13 protein-coding genes are annotated in these 17,354 nt (G+C 68.8%); 9 read left to right on the forward strand and 4 right to left on the reverse strand.

The window, feature by feature from the left end:
• Nucleotides 1-14: 14 nt before the first annotated feature.
• Both ACQHIV_RS03420 and ACQHIV_RS03425 read left to right on the forward strand, forming a co-directional pair.
• The gene (locus ACQHIV_RS03420) at nt 15-3,026 is read left to right on the forward strand and encodes a BTAD domain-containing putative transcriptional regulator (RefSeq protein WP_427891554.1); all 3,012 of its coding nucleotides are present in this window, start codon (nt 15-17) and stop codon (nt 3,024-3,026) included.
• Nucleotides 3,027-3,072: 46 nt separating this feature from the next.
• Nucleotides 3,073-4,575, forward strand: a complete 1,503-nt coding sequence (locus ACQHIV_RS03425) for an LLM class flavin-dependent oxidoreductase (protein WP_427891556.1) — start codon at nt 3,073-3,075, stop codon at nt 4,573-4,575.
• Here the strand turns inward: ACQHIV_RS03425 and ACQHIV_RS03430 are convergent, their stop codons facing one another.
• Entirely contained in the window at nt 4,576-5,202 is a 627-nt protein-coding gene (locus ACQHIV_RS03430; protein ID WP_427891558.1) for a DUF6308 family protein, read from the reverse strand. It abuts the gene before it with no gap.
• A gap of 215 nt (nt 5,203-5,417) precedes the next feature.
• On the opposite strand from ACQHIV_RS03430, the gene ACQHIV_RS03435 reads away from it, so the two are divergent.
• The 5 genes from ACQHIV_RS03435 to ACQHIV_RS03455 all read left to right on the forward strand — a co-directional run bounded on the left by ACQHIV_RS03435 (nt 5,418) and on the right by ACQHIV_RS03455 (nt 11,113).
• Nucleotides 5,418-9,542 (forward strand): DUF6531 domain-containing protein, encoded by a 4,125-nt coding sequence (locus ACQHIV_RS03435; protein ID WP_427891560.1) that lies wholly within the window; start codon nt 5,418-5,420, stop codon nt 9,540-9,542.
• Between the two features lie 123 nt (nt 9,543-9,665).
• Nucleotides 9,666-9,902: a hypothetical protein gene (locus ACQHIV_RS03440; RefSeq protein WP_427891562.1), complete on the forward strand. Its 237-nt coding sequence runs from the start codon at nt 9,666-9,668 to the stop codon at nt 9,900-9,902.
• A gap of 198 nt (nt 9,903-10,100) precedes the next feature.
• Nucleotides 10,101-10,490, forward strand: a complete 390-nt coding sequence (locus ACQHIV_RS03445) for a hypothetical protein (protein WP_427896686.1) — start codon at nt 10,101-10,103, stop codon at nt 10,488-10,490.
• On the forward strand, nt 10,390-10,941 hold the full coding sequence (locus ACQHIV_RS03450) for a DUF4291 family protein (RefSeq protein ID WP_427891564.1): 552 nt from the start codon (nt 10,390-10,392) through the stop codon (nt 10,939-10,941). The genes ACQHIV_RS03445 and ACQHIV_RS03450 overlap by 101 nt, the downstream gene beginning before the upstream one ends.
• 7 nt (nt 10,942-10,948) lie before the next feature.
• Nucleotides 10,949-11,113 (forward strand): hypothetical protein, encoded by a 165-nt coding sequence (locus ACQHIV_RS03455; RefSeq protein WP_427891566.1) that lies wholly within the window; start codon nt 10,949-10,951, stop codon nt 11,111-11,113.
• Between the two features lie 56 nt (nt 11,114-11,169).
• Here ACQHIV_RS03455 and ACQHIV_RS03460 read toward each other — a convergent pair whose 3' ends face one another.
• Together ACQHIV_RS03460 and ACQHIV_RS03465 are read right to left on the reverse strand one after the other, a co-directional pair.
• Nucleotides 11,170-11,430, reverse strand: a complete 261-nt coding sequence (locus ACQHIV_RS03460; protein WP_427896397.1) for a hypothetical protein — start codon at nt 11,428-11,430, stop codon at nt 11,170-11,172.
• 46 nt (nt 11,431-11,476) lie between these two features.
• Entirely contained in the window at nt 11,477-12,106 is a 630-nt protein-coding gene (locus ACQHIV_RS03465; RefSeq protein WP_427891568.1) for an FMN-dependent NADH-azoreductase, read from the reverse strand.
• A 191-nt stretch (nt 12,107-12,297) separates the two neighbouring features.
• Between ACQHIV_RS03465 and ACQHIV_RS03470 the strand changes: the two genes are divergently transcribed.
• Both ACQHIV_RS03470 and ACQHIV_RS03475 read left to right on the forward strand, forming a co-directional pair.
• On the forward strand, nt 12,298-12,942 hold the full coding sequence (locus ACQHIV_RS03470; protein WP_427891570.1) for a LysE family transporter: 645 nt from the start codon (nt 12,298-12,300) through the stop codon (nt 12,940-12,942).
• Nucleotides 12,943-12,959: 17 nt separating this feature from the next.
• Nucleotides 12,960-13,739 carry an alpha/beta fold hydrolase gene (locus tag ACQHIV_RS03475; RefSeq protein ID WP_427896399.1) on the forward strand — a complete coding sequence of 260 codons (780 nt, stop codon included), beginning with the start codon at nt 12,960-12,962 and terminating at the stop codon, nt 13,737-13,739.
• On the opposite strand, the gene ACQHIV_RS03480 is transcribed toward ACQHIV_RS03475, so the two are convergent.
• The gene (locus ACQHIV_RS03480; RefSeq protein ID WP_427891572.1) at nt 13,736-17,347 is read right to left on the reverse strand and encodes a UvrD-helicase domain-containing protein; all 3,612 of its coding nucleotides are present in this window, start codon (nt 17,345-17,347) and stop codon (nt 13,736-13,738) included. The two genes, ACQHIV_RS03475 and ACQHIV_RS03480, sit on opposite strands and share 4 nt — an antisense overlap.
• Nucleotides 17,348-17,354: the final 7 nt, after the last annotated feature.

Here is a 17,354-nt window from a genome sequence, read left to right on the forward strand (position 1 = left end):
GTTAGTGTTCGGTGGTGCGCTTCGGGGTGCTGGGACCGGTGACGGCCTGGACGGACGCGGGAACGCCCGTGGTCATCCAGGGGCTGAAGGTGCGTGCGTTGCTGGCCGACCTGCTGGTGCACGAGGGGCGTCCGGTGCCCGCTGACCGGCTGATCGACCACCTGTGGGGCAGCGAGCTCCCGGGGAACCCGTCAGGGACCCTGTCGGCGAAGGTGTCGCAGCTGCGGCGTGCGTTCGAGGACGCTGAGCCGGGTAGTCGCTCGCTGGTGCGGTCAGGGCCTGCCGGGTACTCGGTCGACCTGGATCGTGGGTGGTGTGACGCCGACCGCTTCCGTGAGTTGGTTGCTGCGGGGGCCCTTGAAGAGGCCTTGGCGTTGTGGCGGGGGCCGGCGTACGCGGACTTTGCCGATGACGCCTTCGTCGAGGCTGCAGTGGCCAGGCTGACCGACGAACGACTCAGCGCGTGTGAGCGGGCGGACCTGTCAGCGGCTGACCTGTCGGACCTCGTCCGTGAGCATCCGCTGCGTGAGGGACTACGGGCCGCGCACATGAGGGCCTTGTACCGTGCGGGACGTCAGAGCGAGGCCTTGGCGAGTTTTGACGAGGTGCGCTCGCTTCTACTGGAAGAGCTCGGCCTGGACCCCAGTCCGTCGTTGGTGGCGCTCCAGCAGTCGATCCTCACGCAGGAGCTACCGCACGCACGGAACAATCTGCCGGCCCAGGTGACCGAGCTGATCGGCCGAGACGACGCCCTGGCCGATCTTGGCGCTGCTCTGGGCGGCACGGCTCGGTTGCTGACGCTGACTGGGCCTGGTGGTGTCGGCAAGACCCGTTTGGCTCTCGGAGCGGCTGCTGCGGTTGCTGACCGCTTCGGCGACGGTGTTGTGCTGGTGGAGCTGGCCGCCGTGACACCGGATGCTCTGTCGGTCAGCAACGCGCTCACGGATGCAGTGCAGGCCGCTTTGGACCTGCGGGACACCGGCGAGGCCATCGTGGATCGGTTGGCTGCTGTCATGGGCTCCCGGCTGCTTGTGCTGGACAACTGCGAGCAGGTGGTCGAAGACGTCGCAGTACTGGTCGATCGGCTGTTGGCTGCGGCCCCGGGGCTTCAGGTGCTGGCGACGAGCCGTGAGCCGTTGGGGCTGGCTGGTGAAGTGGTGTGGAGTGTTCCGCCGCTGGTGATCCCGGGCATTGATTCCGAGCCGGAGACGGTGGAGGCGTGCAGTGCCGTGCAGCTGTTCGTTGCACGGGCTGCTGCGGCGTCACGCGGGTTCGCTCTGACTTCGGAGACGGTCGCTGACGTGGCCGTGCTGTGCCGGCGGCTGGACGGGATTCCGTTGGCGCTGGAGCTTGCGGCGACGCGAGTACGGGCGCTCGGCGTACGTGGCCTGGTAGCGCGCCTGGACGACCGCTTCCGGTTGCTGGCGACCGGGCATCGCGGTGCGGCGCCACGGCAGCAGACGTTGCACGCGATGATCGACTGGAGTTGGGAGCTGCTCGACCCGGCGGAGCGGTCCGTGCTGCAGCGCCTCGCCGTACACGCGGACGGCTGTACGGCGGAAGGTGCGGCGGCTGTCTGCGGCGCCGACGACGTACTGGACGTGCTCGTGCGGCTGGTTGATCGGTCGCTCGTCGTACCTGTCGACGGGACGCGGTTCCGGTTGCTGGAGTCGGTGGCCGCGTACTGCACGGACAAGCTGCAGGACGCCGGCGAGCTGGAGGTTGTGCGGCAGCGTCATCTTGAGTACTACGTGTCGCTGGCTGAGGCGGCTCGGCTGTTCGGTGCTGAGCAGGGGCGGTGGCTGCAGTTGCTGGACGAGGACTCGGCCAACTTCAGAACTGCGCTGGATCGTGCCGTGGCCACGGGGCAGTTGGAGCTCGCGGAGCGGCTTGTGGTCGCGTTGGCCTGGTACTGGTTCCTGCGTGGGCGTCATTTGGAGGCCTTGCGTTCGCTGGAAGCCGTACCGGGGTCTGCGCGTGCTGGGGTCTGGCGGGCCGGCTACTTGTACCTGCTGGGCCGTCCTGAGGCCGCCGCCGAGCGCGACCGTTGGATCGACGCCGCTGATGCTCTGGGGCAGTGGTGGATCGGTTACGCCGCTAGCGATGCGGGCGACCTGGCTGCGTGTCAGACGTTGCTGGACAGCGCGCTGAAGCGTTTTGAAGCAGACGGCGACCAGTGGGGTGTTGGCGCAGTCCTGGCGGCACGGGCGAAGCATGCACACGTACGAGCCGACCTGCCGGCGCTATACGACGACGCTTGCCGGAGCATCACGATCTTCCGGGCGTTGGGGGACCGGTGGGGCGTGCTGCAGGCGACCAGCTGGTTCGGTGCGCACGCGGAGCTTGTCGGTGACTTCGACGAGGCGGAACGGCTGCACCTGGAAGGTGTGGCCGCTGCTGAGGAGATCGGGCTGTGGCCGGAGCTGGCGAACGAGCTGGGCATGCTCGGCTGGACGTCGATCCGGCAGGGCCGGTACGAGGCAGCACGGTCGTACGGCGAGCGCGCCGTACGGCTCGCCACGGAGCAGGGGCAGCGCGCCACGCAGGCGTTGGCGGAGATCGTGCTGGCGTTCGCGGCTCGTCGTACCGGGGCTCTCGACGAGGCGTCGGAGCGGTTGCAGGCATTGATCGACGCCGCCCGTCAGCAGCAGGAGGCCGTGCTGTACCTGTCGCTGGTGCTGGACGAGCTCGGGTTCGTCAGGGAGCTGCAGGGGCGGCTGGCGGACGCTCTGGAGCTGCACGTGGAGGCTTTTCGGGTGTCGGAGGACTTCGACTCGCTCCGTGGCATGTGCTGGGCGCTGGAGGGGATTGCCGCGTGTCATCCGGACAAGGAGCTCGCAGCGGTCCTGCTGGGATGTACGGCGGCCACTCGGGCGTCCGAGAACTACCTGATGGCCGCCACCGAGACCGAAGACCTCGACCGCGCGGTCGCCGCGGCAGCCTCGGCGCCGGACTATCAGGCGGCGTACGCGCGTGGCGGCGAGCTGAGTCCGGCCGAGGCGTTCGGGCTGCTCGTCCGGCAGTAGATGTTCTGTAGTTGAGATTATTCATCTAGCGAAGTAGTTTTACCGCATGGATTATGGGCATGAGCTGGTCTTCGGCACGTTCCTGACCCCCGCGGTCGACGCCCCGGACCGGGTGATCGCGCTGGCCCAGCTGACCGAGCAGGTCGGGCTGGACCTGGTCAGCTTCCAGGACCACCCGTATCAGCCGCGGCTGATGGACGCGTGGACACTGCTGTCCGTCGTCGCCGCGCAGACCGAGCGCATCAAGGTGACCACGAACGTGGCCAACCTCCCGCTTCGGCACCCCGTGGTCCTGGCGCGCAGCGTCGCGACGCTGGACCTCATCACGGGTGGCCGTGTGGAGCTAGGGCTCGGCGCTGGCGGGTTCCTGGAGGCTGTTGCGGCGAACGCCGGGCCGCGGCTGACCACAGGGCAGAGCATTACCGCCCTTGAGGAGGCCATCGCGATCATGCGCGAGGTCTGGACGCCTGGAGGCGGTGGGATCCGGCTGGAGGGCAAGCACTACACCGTGGCCGGCGCCAAGCGCGGTCCGGCGCCCGCGCACGACGTGTCGATCTGGCTGGGCGCGTACAAGCCCCGCATGCTGGCCCTGACCGGGCGGCTCGCCGACGGCTGGCTGCCGAGCAGCGGGTACGCCGGGCCGGACGAGCTGGCCGCTATGAACAAGGTGATCGACGAGGCGGCTGTGGACGCCGGGCGGGAGCCCGCGGCGATCAGGCGGCTTTACAACATCGCCGGGCAGTTCAGCGGGCACGGTGGGTTCCTGCAGGGGCCTGAGGAGCTGTGGATCGACCAGCTGACCGAGCTGACGCTGGGGGAGGGCATCAGCACGTACATCCTTGCCTCGGACAACCCTGACGACATCAGGCGCTTCGCTGAAGTAGCTACTGGCGTACGTGAGGCTGTTGAGGCGGCACGGTCGGGCGCCGTGGTTGCTCCGGCTCCGGTGTCCAGCTTTGGCGTAGTACCGACACCACCTCCGGCTGTGCGGCGTAGCGCAGTACAGCTGCTCGACGAGTCGGCGCGGCCGACCGGGCCTCGTCAGGACCCGTCGCGGACGTATACGCCGTACCAGCTGCAGTCGGGGCAGCACCTGATCGACGTACACGACCATCTGCGTGCTGAGCTGGAGCAGGTGCGCGATCTGGTGGAGCAGGTCGCAGCCGGGACGCTAGGGGTCGGTGCAGCCCGGTCACACATCAACACGATGACCATGCGGCAGAACAACTGGACGCTGGGGACGTACTGCGAGTCGTACTGCCGGCTGGTGACAACGCATCACTCGTTGGAGGACGCGTCGCTCTTCCCGCATCTCCGGCGCGCTGACCCTGCGCTGGCACCGGTCGTGGACCGGTTGCAGGAGGAGCACAAGATCATTCACGACGTACTGGAAGGTGTCGACAAAGCGCTGGTAGCGCTCGTTGACGGCTCAGGCAGCATCGACGGACTGCGTGCCGCCATGGACCTGCTCGACGACACGCTGCTCTCGCACCTGTCCTACGAGGAGCGCGAGCTGGTGGAGCCGCTGGCGCGGCTCGGGGTGCTCTAACTACTTCGCTTCCCCCAGCAGCGAGGCGAGGATGTCGAGCAGGCGCAGCGTCGGCACCTCGCCCAGCAGCCGGGCGGCACTGGTGGCCGGTTCGGCGATCAGGCGGACCTGCAGCAGCTTGAAGTCGCGGATGTTGGCCGGGTTCACCAGGTCGTCGCGGACCGCGGCGAGGAACGCCGAGCCGGCCGCCGACGTACCGTAGGTCATCCGGATGAAGCTGTCCGTGACCGGATACAGGTACGGCCGCTTCAGGTGCAGCAGCTTCGACTTCTTCGCGTGCCCGAACCCGCGGTGCCCGGTGAACTTGTCGTCCAGCGCCATTGCCGCCTCGAAGAGCTCACTGCCCGGCGCCGCGTCCTCGAGCCGCGCGTCCACCGGGATCGCTGCCAGCTCCTTCTCGGTCTCGACCTCGAGCAGCCACGGGATGTCCATCGCCCGCAGGTCCGACCCGATCACCATCGTCCGGGCCAGGTCCTCGAGCGTGATCCGGTTCGGGTCCGAGCCGCCGACGGTGGTCATCCCCGGCAGCCCGTCGTAGTACTGCAGCACGGCGCCGTTCGTCTCGGCGTACAGCCGCAACTGCGCGATCGCCTCGTCGACGACGATCTTCCGGGTACCGATGTTCATGAGCCACACCCTCACACTCTTGGTGGCAGACCCGCCAGCGGGCGGACCATCATTCGAACGTTCCTCACACTGTTTCCGCAGATCGTAGCGACTTCCGGGGGACCTGCACGCCAGGGTCACTTCCCGTTATCCACAACCTGTAATCATCCCCGCCGCCGCGGTGCCGTTCACCATAAACTCTCTGTCACAACCCCACGACTGAGAGGAGGCAAACCGTGCGCCGACTCCTGGCCATCGTCCTGCCAGTCCTCCTGCTCACGTCCCTCGCCCCACCCGCCCAGGCCACCCCGCCGGACGCCTACTACTGCCTGCACCCCGACCTCGCCGTCTCCGCCGAAGGCCAACTGCTGAGCAGCGGCGACCAGCTCGCCCTCGACGGCGGCATGGCCCACGCCGGCACCGGCCTCACCCTGGACTTCCAGGCGCACACCGTCAACACCCCGATCGACCTGTGCAACCTGCGCATGACCGACTCCCGCGTCTGGCAGGTCGACCACTGGCCCTGCACCCACGCCCCCAAACCTCAGCCTGCCCGCACCCAGTCGTTGAGCTGGTCCGTCTACGTCCCTCTCGACTGCAAGTTCATCGCCTCGCCGAACCTGCTGACCGTCTCGCTGACGAACGGCAAGGGCTCGGCTGCAGCCAACGTGATGATCTACGCCGGGGCGCCCGGCTTCGTGCTCCCGGACAAACAGGCACGCGCGTTCTTCGGACCGTTCGCGATGCAGTCCGATCCGGTCAACTCGCTCACCGGCGCGCTGGCCGCCGTGGAGACCGATGCCTCCGTGACGGCCGTCGGACTGCCGCTGACGGTCACCCGGACATACAACTCGAACGACACCGTCGCCGGTGCGCTGGGCGTCGGATGGCGATCGTCGTACTCGGACCGTCTGGTCTTGTCGGCGACCGGCGCGCGGTACCTGGCGTCGGACGGGCGCGAGATCGGCTTCACGCGGAAGGGCCCCGCGTTCGCGGTGGAGGCCGGGCCTGGGCGGTTCACGCTGGCGCGGTCGGGGTCGACGTACCTCCTGACGAGCGTCGATCAGACGAGGATGCAGTTCTCCGCGGCCGGAGAACTGCAGTCGATCCGCGACCGCAACGGTCAAGGCGTGACCATCTCGCACGCCGCGGGGCGGGTCCAGACGGTTGCGAACGGTCGGCGCTCGCTGTCGTACGACTACGACTCGCAGGGACGGATCACCTCGGTCCGGCTCTCCGGTCCGGGCGTCGCCCCGCGGACCGTGCGGTACGAGTACGCGGACGGTCAACTGGCAGCGGTTGTCTCACCGGGCGGGATCCGGACGCAGTACGAGTATGTGGACCGGCGGCTCAAGTCCGAGCGCGTGGGGGATGCGACCGCGTTCGTGACGGAGTACGACACCGACGGGCGGGTCGTGGCGCAGACCGACGGGAACGGCGGCCGCTCCACCTGGTCCTGGGACACCGACGGCATCCGCGGTACGTCCACGATGACCGATCCGACCGGAGGCACGTGGCTCAACGAGTACGAGCGGAACTGGTTGATCCGCCAGACCGATCCGACCGGCGCCACCGCGACGTTCCACTACGACGCCGACGGCAACCTGATCCGCGTCTTCGACAACCTCGGGCACGGGGCGCGGCACGAGTACGACGCGCTCGGTCGGGTGGTGGCGTCGACGGACGCGGCCGGCGCCGTCACCCGGCGGACGTACAACGTGCGCAACGACGTCGTTGCGACAGTGGATCCGCTCGGGCGGCGCACGACGTACAGGTATGACGCCCGCGGCAACCCGACCGGTACGTCGTACGGCGGTCGTAGCTCGTCGGTCACCTACGACCCGCGCGGGCTGGTGACCGCGTCCCGTGATCCGCTCGGGCGCACAACGCAGTACGCATACTCCGTCGACGGCGACCTGGTGCGCGTCGTGGATCCTGCACGCCAGGTGACACGAGTCGAGTACGACGGGTGGGGACGACCGATCAAGGTGACGTCCCCGCGCGGTGCGGTCAGCACGGTCTCCTACAACGACGACGACCAGCCGCTCGAACAGCACGGCGCGCTCGGTGTCTCGACAAGTCAGACCTACGACGCACAGGGCCGGGTGTCGACGCTGGTCGACGCCCGTGGGGGCACCACGAAGCTTCGTTACGACGGGTCGGGTGCGGTGGTTGGTGTCACCAGACCGTCGTTGCCCGAGGCCACGACGACCTACGACGCCTCGGGGCGGGTCACCAAGATGGTCGACGCCGGCGGCCGCGCGCAGACCTTCACCTACGACGGCGCCGGCCGTACCACCGAGGCGACGTACGGCGCCCGGACCTGGCGGTTCGGCTACGACAAAGCCGGACGCCTGATCCGTACGACGCTGCCGTCCGGCAAGACCGCGTCGTTCACCTTGGATGCGCGCGGTGCGCCGCTGCGGATCGCCTACTCCGACAAGACCCCCGCGGTCAGCTTCACCTGGGACGCGGCGGGCCGCCGTACGTCGATGACCGACGGGACCGGCGTCACCCGCTTCGGGTATGACAACTTCGACCACTTGTCGTCGTCGACCGGGCCCGGCCGAGCTGTCAGCTATCGCTGGGATGCTGCCGGCAACCTCTCCGGGCGCACCGCGGCCGGCCATGCCGAGTCGTACACCTGGGACGCCGCCGACCGCCTGACCTCCGTCACCGCCGACGGCAAGCCGCTGGCGTCGTACCGCTACGACCTGGTCGACGGCAGGATCACCACGACGCAGCCGGGCGGACTGGTCAAGACCGAGCAGGTGGACCTCCGCGGCCGAACCATCTCGTTGTCCGTCACACAGAACGCCCGCCCTGTTCGCACCATCACGTCTGCATACGACGCGGCCGACAACATCACCCACTCGAACGACTCCGTCGCGGGCGAGGCGTCGTACGAATACGACCCGCTCAACCGCCTGACAGCCGCCAACTCCATCCGCTACGCGTACGACGGAAGCGGCAACCGCACGTGGGAACAACGCCCATCCGGGAGCACCTGGTCCCTGTACGGCGCCACCAACGAACTCCAGGCCTCGATCACCGCACCTGCCGACTATCCACTCGCCCCGCCGTCCGCCCGTTCCTACACGTACGACCAGGACGGCAACCTCACCTCCGACGGCACCACGACGTACGCCTGGTCCGCCGCCGGTAAGCCCGTCACCTCGACGACAGCCGGCGCCACCACGACGTACACCCACTCCGGCGACGGCCGCCGAGCCACCTCCACCACCGGCCGCCAAACCACCCGCTACCTCTGGGACCCGCTCTCACCCCAGATCCTGAACACCACAACCGATGCCAAACCAACCCGCTACCTCTACGGCAGCAGCCTCCTCGCCGAACAAGCCGGGACCACGCAGACGCCGCTCACCACCTCACCGAACGGCACGCTCCTCACCACCGCAACCACGAAGCCAACCCAGCACGACTATGACCCCTACGGCCAAACCCGGGCCGGCCCCACCCCTCCACCCACCGCCGGCAAGCCATCCGCCCAGCCAACCCCCGGCTACATCGGCGGCCTCAAACTCCCCACCGGCAACTACCTCCTCGGCCAGCGCGAGTACAACCCCACCACCGGCACCTTCCTCACCACAGACCAGGCCGGCTCCGCCAACCCCTACGCCTACACCACCGGCAACCCCCTCAAAACCACCGACCTCCAAGGCCTGGACGACGTAGAAGGCACCCTCACCGACGTCTCCCACATCTCCGGCTACATCTCCACCGCCGCCCTCGCCGGCGCCGTCATCTGCGCCATCGCCCGCGCCTGCGCCCCCGCCATCCCCATCTTCCTCGAGATCTCCTCCGCCACCGGAGTAATCTCCGCCGGCACCGCCGGCATCCTCGACTCCCAAGCCTGCATCCTGAAGGGCAACTGCTCGCAACTCGCAGCCGATGTCGCGGTAGGCCTCGTTGCGAGCCGTTTCGCAGGCATGGGGCGTGGCGGCGCGACTGCCGCGTCCGGCGTCGAATCCGTGTCTCCTTACACCATTCGATTCAGCCAAACCACAGTCAACGGAGCGAACGACATAGTTGCGAGCATGCGCGCGAACGGATGGGTGGGTGATCCGATTGACGTCGTGCGTATGCGCGACGGCAACCTTACGACTGTGGACAACACAAGGGTCCTGTCAGCAGCTCTCAGCGGTGTCGATGTGCAGGTTCGGGTCCATGAGTTCGACAGCGCATTGCCTGCACAACTTGCCGAGCGATTCGCGGACCGCAAGGGTGGGCTGCCGGCGACTTGGGGCGAGGCGGTGGTGAACCGCATCAACAACCAGAGTTCCAAGTACCGGAACAGATACCCGTCGGGGTCGCCGTTCACCGGTTGGAAGGGGAAGTGACACATGGGATACATGCTTGACCTCGCGGAAGTCCCTGACGGCTTCTCATATCCGGACTCGTTCATTCGGGTTGTCGAGTTAGGACTGATCGACCTAGAGCCTTGGCGGATTCTTGAAGGAGAGTTGCTGCACGCGCGGTACAACGGGCTGGCAGCGCGATACCCGGGACGTCAATTGGTGCCGTTCGCTCGGCGGCAGGACAACGACGACGTGGCCTGCTGGCACGCCGGTGCGCCGGAGGTATTGATCATCCACGACTTCGACACCTCCGATCGTGCGGTACGCGAGACGCTCCCGTCGTTCTACGACTGGCTACGTCGCGCTGTCGACGACCTGATCGAGTTCGAACCAGATGATTAGCACCCGAGAGTCTCCGCGCATACTCCGCGCGACACGACGGTTTCGCCTCCGGTCGTGGCTCCGGCGGCGCTGTCCGCCGGCTCTTCGGAATTGCCTCGACACGAGTGTCGGCTCGTTCAACGCTGCCGGCTCGGTCGCGTGAGCTGTCGGCCGGTGAGGAGTGGGTGTTCAGGCGACGAGAAAGCAGGTGGCGAAGGGATGGGCCCGTTGAAGTTGATCGGGTATTGGAGTGGGCCGGGGGCTGATGGGTGGCCGGAGATTGGGGCGTTTGTTGATGAGGGGTGGGATCCGGAGGAGCGTGAGTGGGTTGTCGACTACCTGCGCACGGGGGTGATCAGTCGTACGTACATGGGGTACTCGCGGTGCCGGATGTGTGGGCGGGACAACGGGGTCGTCGAGTTGACTGATGGTGTCTGGGTCTGGCCGGAGGGGCTGGCTCACTACCTGGATGAACACGGCGTACGGCTGCCTTCGGAGTTTGTGGCGCATGTCCTCGCGCATACGGAGCGCCTCGAGCAGGCTGAGCGGGAGACAGCGTGGTGGCGGTCGCGGACGTCGTGGGCTGGTGGCGACCCGGACCGCTTCTAGGGTTTCGGGGTATGGAGAGTGGTGTGCTCGCCAGGTTCGGGCGTTGTGTGGCGAGGGGGCGGTTGCGGTCTATCAGACGTATTCGCCGGAGATCGCGGAGCCGGCGTTGCGGGTGGGGGACGTTTGTGAGCCGTTCGGGATGGGGCGGATGACGTGGATCAAGCCTTCGTTCTTGTGGATGGCTTATCGGTCGGGGTGGGGGACGAAGCCGGGGCAGACGCGGGTGTTGCGGGTTTGGATTCGGCGGAGTGGGTTCGAGTGGGCTTTGGGGCGTGGGGTGCTTTCGCATTACCAGGCGGGTTTTCACGAGTCCGAGGCCTCGTGGAAGCAGTCGTTGGCCGGTGCGGATCCAGTGGGATCCGGAGCAGACGGTGACGTTGACGCCGCGGCCGCGGGTGCGGTCGATCTAGATCGGGTTGTCGGGGGATGCGGTACGGCGGTATGTGCATGAGTGGATCGTGGGGTTGGAGGACGTGACCGCGGAGATGCAGCACGTACGGGACGTCGCCCGTACGTCGAGGGATGCGGCGGAGGCGGCGTTGCCCGAGGAGCGGCCGTACGCGATCTCCCACGAGTTGGCTGCGCGGATTGCCGCGACGCCAGGTGAACACCCGAACCGCTGACGCGAGCGGCTACCTGCGGAGGGCCTGCGGCCGCTCGGCCTGTAGGTGGGCCCGGCTCAGCCGCCGCTGGGCTCGGCCGGTTCCAGTCTCCCTGCTGATCGAGCGGTCTCGGGCCTGCGCACGGCTTCGTTTGCCCTGACTCCGCGGGCATTACGTGTCGCGGGTCGCCCGGTCACCGGGTCGCCGACCACACGCGCCTCCAACGACTCCGACGCCTGCGCCTCGTCACCGCTGCCGGCGTCGAGCGTCACGCTGTCCTCGTCGATGGCCAGCCGGACCGGGGCGTTCCGCTCGGCGACCAGCGCGACCCGCTTGATGTGCGGTTGCCGGACTGCAGGCGGTGCGAGCGTTGATGGGGTGGGGCTAGAAGGTTTTGGCTGTCGTGCGCGTGGTGGACAGGGCGTCTTCGCGGGACTGGGCGGCGTCGCCGGTGAGGGTTGGGTGGTAGCGGATCTCGGTGATGTCGGTGATGCCGGTCCAGCGGAGCCAGTCGTCGAAGAAGGTGGACTGGTGGTTGATGCCGAACGCCGGGCCGAGTGCAGGGCCCCAGACGCCGCTGGTGTAGATGACGACGGCCTTGCGGCCGGTGTTGGCGAGGAGAGGTTGGTAGCCGGTGTGGGGGTCGAGGCCCCAGATGGTGCCGGGCTGGGAGATGACGTCGATGAACTGTTTGAGGATGTAGGGGACGCCCGCGTTCCACATCGGGACGCTGAAGAGGAGGCGGTCCGCGGCGAGGAAGCGTTGGACGGTTGCCTGTACGGCGTCCCAGGCCGCGGCCTCCTCGCCCTCGAGCGGTTCGCCGGCGATGAATGTCATCTTGGCGCCGGCCGCGGCGGGGCCGAAGTCCGGGAGCGTGCCGTCCCACAGGTTCCAGGTGAGGACCTCGTCGTCGGGGTGCGTCTCGCGGTACACGTCGACGAACGTGTCGGCGATCCGCAGCGACTCGGACTTGTCGCCGCGGGGTGACGACGCGATGTGCAGCAGGGTGCTCATGTGATGCCTTCCGGTCTTATCGGACTATGGTCCGGTTACGCCGACGACAATACGGACCTCGGTCCGTTTGGTCAAGGCAGCTGCAAATTGGATTGACCGTGTCCGCATGATGGGGACATGACTTCGACTCTTGGACTGTTGCGGATGGGACCTGCGGCCTCGGCGGCTCGGGTTCAGCAGCAGGCCGTTCTGTGCTGGGGGTCGATGCCCGGTCAGTCGTGATCGGGCTGCTGGTCGCGGGGCTCTTGGCCGGGTACGGCGTCGCCGTGCCGGTCGGGCCGGTCGGGACCTATCTGGTGGCCTTGACGGCGCGGAGTTCGTTGCGGATCGGGGCGTTTGCCGCGCTCGGGGTCGCCTCGGCCGACGGCGTGTACGCCGCGGTCGCCGCGGGAGCCGGTTCGGTACTCGCTCCGTTGCTCGTGCCGATCGTCGAACCGTTGCGTTGGGCATCGGTTCTGGTGCTGATCGGCCTCGCGATGATGGGAGCGGCCACGGCGGTACGGCGGTATCGCGAGCACCGGATCGTCACGCTGCGGCAGGAAACCCCGATCGGCGCGCGGACGGCGTACCTCGGGATGCTCGGGATGACGATGCTGAACCCGTGGACGGTGATCTACTTCGCCGCGCTCGTGCTCGGAGGTTCGGGTGTCGCGGGCATCGGCGGGCGGATCGTGTTCGTGCTGGCGGCATTCGTGGCGTCGGCGAGTTGGCAACTGCTGCTCGCGGGCGGTGGTGCGCTGCTCGGACGGGTGCTGACCGGTGCCCGCGGACGGCTCGCGACGGCGCTGGCGTCGAGCGCGCTCATCGTCGTACTTGCCGTGCGACTGGTCGCCTAGTCGAGAATGTGCCCGTGATGATTCGGCGTGGGGACGTGGAGATCGCGGTGACCGACCGCGGCGGGGACGGCCCGGTGGTTGTGCTGCTGCATGGCCTGGCCGGGAGTTCGCCTGAGTTCCTGCCGACGGCGGACGCGCTGGTCGACGGGTTCCGGGTGTTGCTGATCGATCAGCGCGGGCATGGGAGCAGTACGCGTCGGCCGGCGGACGTTTCGCGCGCGGCGTACGTCGATGATGTGGTTGCTGTTGTCGAGGAGGTCGTTCCGGGGCGGCGGGTGCGGTTGGTGGGGCAGTCGATGGGTGCGCATACTGCGATGCTCACGGCGGCGGCGCGGCCGGATCTGGTTGATCGGCTGGTGATGCTGGAGGGCATTGCGGCCGGGGACGACCGGCCCGAGGAAGCTCGCAAGATCGGTCAGTACTTCGCGTCGTGGCCGGTGCCGTTTGCCGACGAGGCCGCGGCGCGGGCGTTCCTCGGGGACGGTCCGCTAGCGGTTGCCTGGTGCAACGATCTGGAGCGGGTGACCGACGGGCTGCGGCCGCGGTTCGACGCTGACGTGATGGAGGCGACGGTCGCTGCGGTGCAGGAGGACCGCTGGGCGGAGTGGGAGCGGCTCGAGCCGCCGACCCTTGCGGTGTTCGCGGAGCACGGCATGTTCACGGTGGAGCAGCAGGACGAGTTGATTCGTCGTCGGCCGCAGACAGCGCGGGCTGTGATCGCAGGCGGGAGTCACGACGCGCATCTCGATGCGTTCGACGGTTGGATCGACGTGCTGCGTCGCTATTTGAGCAGCTAGGTCGACGGTACGACGCGCTCGACGGCCGCGCCCGGGTTGAGGAACAGGAGGATCGGCGGGCCGGTGTTGGGGAGGATCCGCGCGTACGCCTGGAGTTGCGGGGCGTAGTACGCGACGCGGCTGTCCAATGCCGCGGCGGGAATCGCGTCGGTCTTGTAGTCGACGATGGTCAGACGGCCGTCGTCCTCGCGGTAGATCAGGTCGACGAACCCTTCGAGCACGGTGCCGTCGGGCTGCACGGTGCCGACGTACGACTCGCGCCAGTGCTCGCGGGCCGCGGCGCGCTGGACGACGTCGGACGCCAGCGCTGAGCGGACCAGGGCGGAGACGACGTCGGTGAACTCGAGGACGCCCTCGGCGAGGCACTGGGTCGCGACGGCGGCGTCGAGGCCGGCACCGGTGGAGAGGTCGACGACTTGCAGTACGGCGTGCACGGCGCGGCCGATCGCGGTGCCGTAGCGGCCCTTCGACCACGGCGGGAGCTCGACGTCGCGGGCGCCCTTCGCCGTACCGGGGTCGACGTCGGTCAGGGTGGCCTCCGGGCCGGTGCCTTCGAGGCCGGAAGCGCTCTGGGCGGAGCGGAACCGGCTGGCGGCCTGGGCGGCGGCGGCCCGCGACTCCCACTCGGTGCGGGAGATCGGCGGGGTGACGTCGGGGGCTGCTGCCGGTTCGCGGTCGGGGACCGGTGGGCCGGTGAAGAGGGTCGAGTTCGGCGCCTCGACGCCGCCGGCGGTGGCGAGGAGTTCGGCGTTGCTCGTGTGGCGGCGGTTGCCGGAGCGGTGCAGGGAGACGATCAGGTGGTCGCGGGCGCGGGTCGCGGCGACGTACAGCAGGCGGCGACGTTCGTAGTCGTCCATCTGCTCGTCGACCGGTTGGACCAGGTCGAAATCCTCGGTCTGGACGGAGGACTTGAGTTTCACGGCGTACCCGCCGGACTGGGGCCACAGGACCTGCACGCCACGTTGCCGGTTCGGCGAGGCGGTCATGCCGGAGAGGATCACGATCGGGAACTCCAGGCCCTTCGCGGCGTGGATCGTCATCACCCGGACCGCGTCGGCGTCGGTCTCGGGCAGGACGGCCTCGGCGACGCGGGAGGTTTCCTCGCCCTGGTGGGCGGCCCAGGCCAGGTACGAGCGGAGTCCGCCGTGCTCGACCTCGGACCAGGCGCGGGCCTGGTCGACCACGAACCGGATCCGCCGCCAGGCGTCGCGGGCACGCGGGCCGATCGCGGCGACCTCGAGCATGCGGCGGTCGGCGACGATCTTCGCGAGTACCTCGCTGGGGGTGAGCCAGCGGGCGGCGTAGTACGTGCGGCGGAGCCACTCCATCGCGTCGCCGACCGGGTGGGTGAGGAGCTGGTCGGGGACCGGGGCCGTCAGGGTGAAGGTGCCGCCGTTGCGTTTCCAGGTGAACAGGTCGTCGTCGCCGCAGCCGAACAGCGGTGAGCGGAGGGTGGTGACGAGCGCGAGCTGATCGCTCGGGTCGCCGAGCGCGCGGGCGCAGGCGAGCAGATCGCGGACCTCGGCAGTCTGGTAGACGAGCGAGCTGGCTTCGGCGCGGTACGGGATGTCGGCGCGGTCGAGGGCGTCCTCGAGGAACGGGAGCGAGGTGCGGGCCGGGACGAGTACGGCGATGTCGCCGGCCTCGGCGGGGCGCCAGGTTTCGGCGCGGTCGTCGTACACGAGCCAGCCGTCGCGGAGCGCCTCCTCGATGACGGCGGCGACGTCGGTGGCCTCGCGTTCGCGGAGGACGGAGGCCTGGGCGCGCGGGAGGTCGTCGTGCGGGGACGCGCCGAGGATCGTGACGGCGGGGCCGGCGGCGGGGTCCTCGGGGATTGGGTCCTCGGTGGCCGGTTCGGGGAGCGGCGCGTCGGCGGAGTCGCTCCGGCGGCGGAACGGGAGCACCTCGGCGAGATCGGTGAGCTGGTCGGCGTCCGCTGCATCGGCGGGGTCCGAGGCCTCGGGCCGGTCCGGGGCGTCGCCTGAGTCGGGCTCGTCGAAGAGACTCGGCTCGTCGAAGATCGAGAGCTGGTCCCCCTCGACGGGCGTGGGATCGGCCGGCGCGGTCCTACCGGGACGGACTGTGGCGCCGGAGGCGCCGGGGCGGGAGGGGCGAGCGGTCGCCCCGGAGTGGCCGGAGTGGGGCGGGTCGCCTGGTGTGGTGGAGCGGCTTGGTGTGGAGGGGCTGGTTGGCGTGGTGGGGGTGCCTGGGTTGGGGCGGTGGGGGGAGAGGGACTGGTAGGCGGGTTGGGCGGATTCTTGGGGTTGGATCAGGGTGGTGAAGACCGTGTTGATCCATTGGAGGATGGGCGGGACTGTGCGGAAGTTGGTGGTCAGGGCGACTGTTTCGCCGAGGAGTTCCTGGGCGGTGAGGTATGTCGCGATGTTGGCGCGGCGGAAGCGGTAGATCGACTGCTTCGGGTCGCCCACCACGAACAGCCGCCCCTCGGGGACCTCGACGTCGTGCCAGTCGGCCGCGGACGCCTCCGCGCCGCCGGCGATCCGGACGGCGAGCTCGATCTGGATCGGGTCCGTGTCCTGGAACTCGTCCAGCAGCAGCCGTTCGAACCGCTCCTGCAACTCGTCCCGTACGTCGGCATCGCGCCGCAGCAGGTCCCGCGCCAGCACCAGCAGGTCGTGGAACTCGAGCCGCCCGTCCGCGCGCCGCAGCTCGGCCGACTCCAGCACCCGTTCTGCGATCCAGTGCGAAAGATGCCGAAGGCAAGCATCAAGGAGCAGCTCGACCAGCGAGCCGGCGACTTCGACCACCTCGGTGCAGTCCGCGCGCACCTTCGCGATGTCCGGCCAGTTCTCCTTGCGGCCGATCCGTCCGACCTTCAGCCCGCGCAGCGCCTGCAGGAACGACAGTTGCGTCTCCTGGTCGGACGCCGCTTCCAGCATCAGCCCGAGCTCCCGAATCTGCACCACCTTCGGCAACAGCCGGTCCTCGCTGTCCAGACACGACGAGGCCAGCCCGCCGATCTGCGCCGCGGCCGCGATCAGCCCGGTCAGGTCCGGCATCGCCACCAGCTCCGGCGGCTCGACCAGCACCCGGTCCGCGATGAGATCCCAGTCGTTCCCGAACAGCCGCGCCAGCGACCGCAGATGCTTCAGCTCGACACCGACCGCCATCGCGAGCAGCAACGGCTCGGCGATCGTGTCGTCGTCGAGCAACAGCTGCTGCAGCTCAGCCCACCGCTCCTCGAACGCGACCGACGACCCGACCTCGTCCAGTACGTCGATCAACGGCGGCAGCCCCGCCTCGATCGGGTGCGCGAGCAGGATCTGCTGCGCGAACGCGTGCAGCGTACCGATCGACGCCGAGTCCAGATCGTCCAGCGCCGCGTCCGCGAGCGACCCGACGTCTGTCCGCCGCGCACGCTCGAACTCGACCCGCAACCGGTCCCGCAGCTCCGCTCCGGCCTTCTCGGTGAACGTCACGGCCGCGATCGTCCGCAGCGGTACGCCGTCCCGCAGCACCAAGGTCCGCACCCGCTCGACCAGCGCGTGCGTCTTCCCGGACCCTGCGCCGGCCTCCACGAACAGCGTCGCGTCGGTGTCCAACCGGATCCGATCCCGGGCCGCTCCGTCGAGCAACTGCTCACTCATCAGCGAC

Origin of the sequence: Kribbella polygonati (assembly GCF_050320105.1) — a bacterium.
In the GTDB taxonomy this organism is placed as follows: Bacteria; Actinomycetota; Actinomycetes; order Propionibacteriales; family Kribbellaceae; genus Kribbella.

Coding starts and splice junctions, on each gene's coding strand:
- ACQHIV_RS03425 (WP_427891556.1), top strand. CDS start 3,073: ATGGATTATGGGCATGAGCTGGTCTTCGGCACGTTCCTGACCCCCGCG.
- ACQHIV_RS03430 (WP_427891558.1), bottom strand. CDS start 5,202: ATGAACATCGGTACCCGGAAGATCGTCGTCGACGAGGCGATCGCGCAG.
- ACQHIV_RS03445 (WP_427896686.1), top strand. CDS start 10,101: ATGGGCCCGTTGAAGTTGATCGGGTATTGGAGTGGGCCGGGGGCTGAT.
- ACQHIV_RS03450 (WP_427891564.1), top strand. CDS start 10,390: ATGTCCTCGCGCATACGGAGCGCCTCGAGCAGGCTGAGCGGGAGACAG.
- ACQHIV_RS03465 (WP_427891568.1), bottom strand. CDS start 12,106: ATGAGCACCCTGCTGCACATCGCGTCGTCACCCCGCGGCGACAAGTCC.
- ACQHIV_RS03475 (WP_427896399.1), top strand. CDS start 12,960: ATGATTCGGCGTGGGGACGTGGAGATCGCGGTGACCGACCGCGGCGGG.
- ACQHIV_RS03480 (WP_427891572.1), bottom strand. CDS start 17,347: ATGAGTGAGCAGTTGCTCGACGGAGCGGCCCGGGATCGGATCCGGTTG.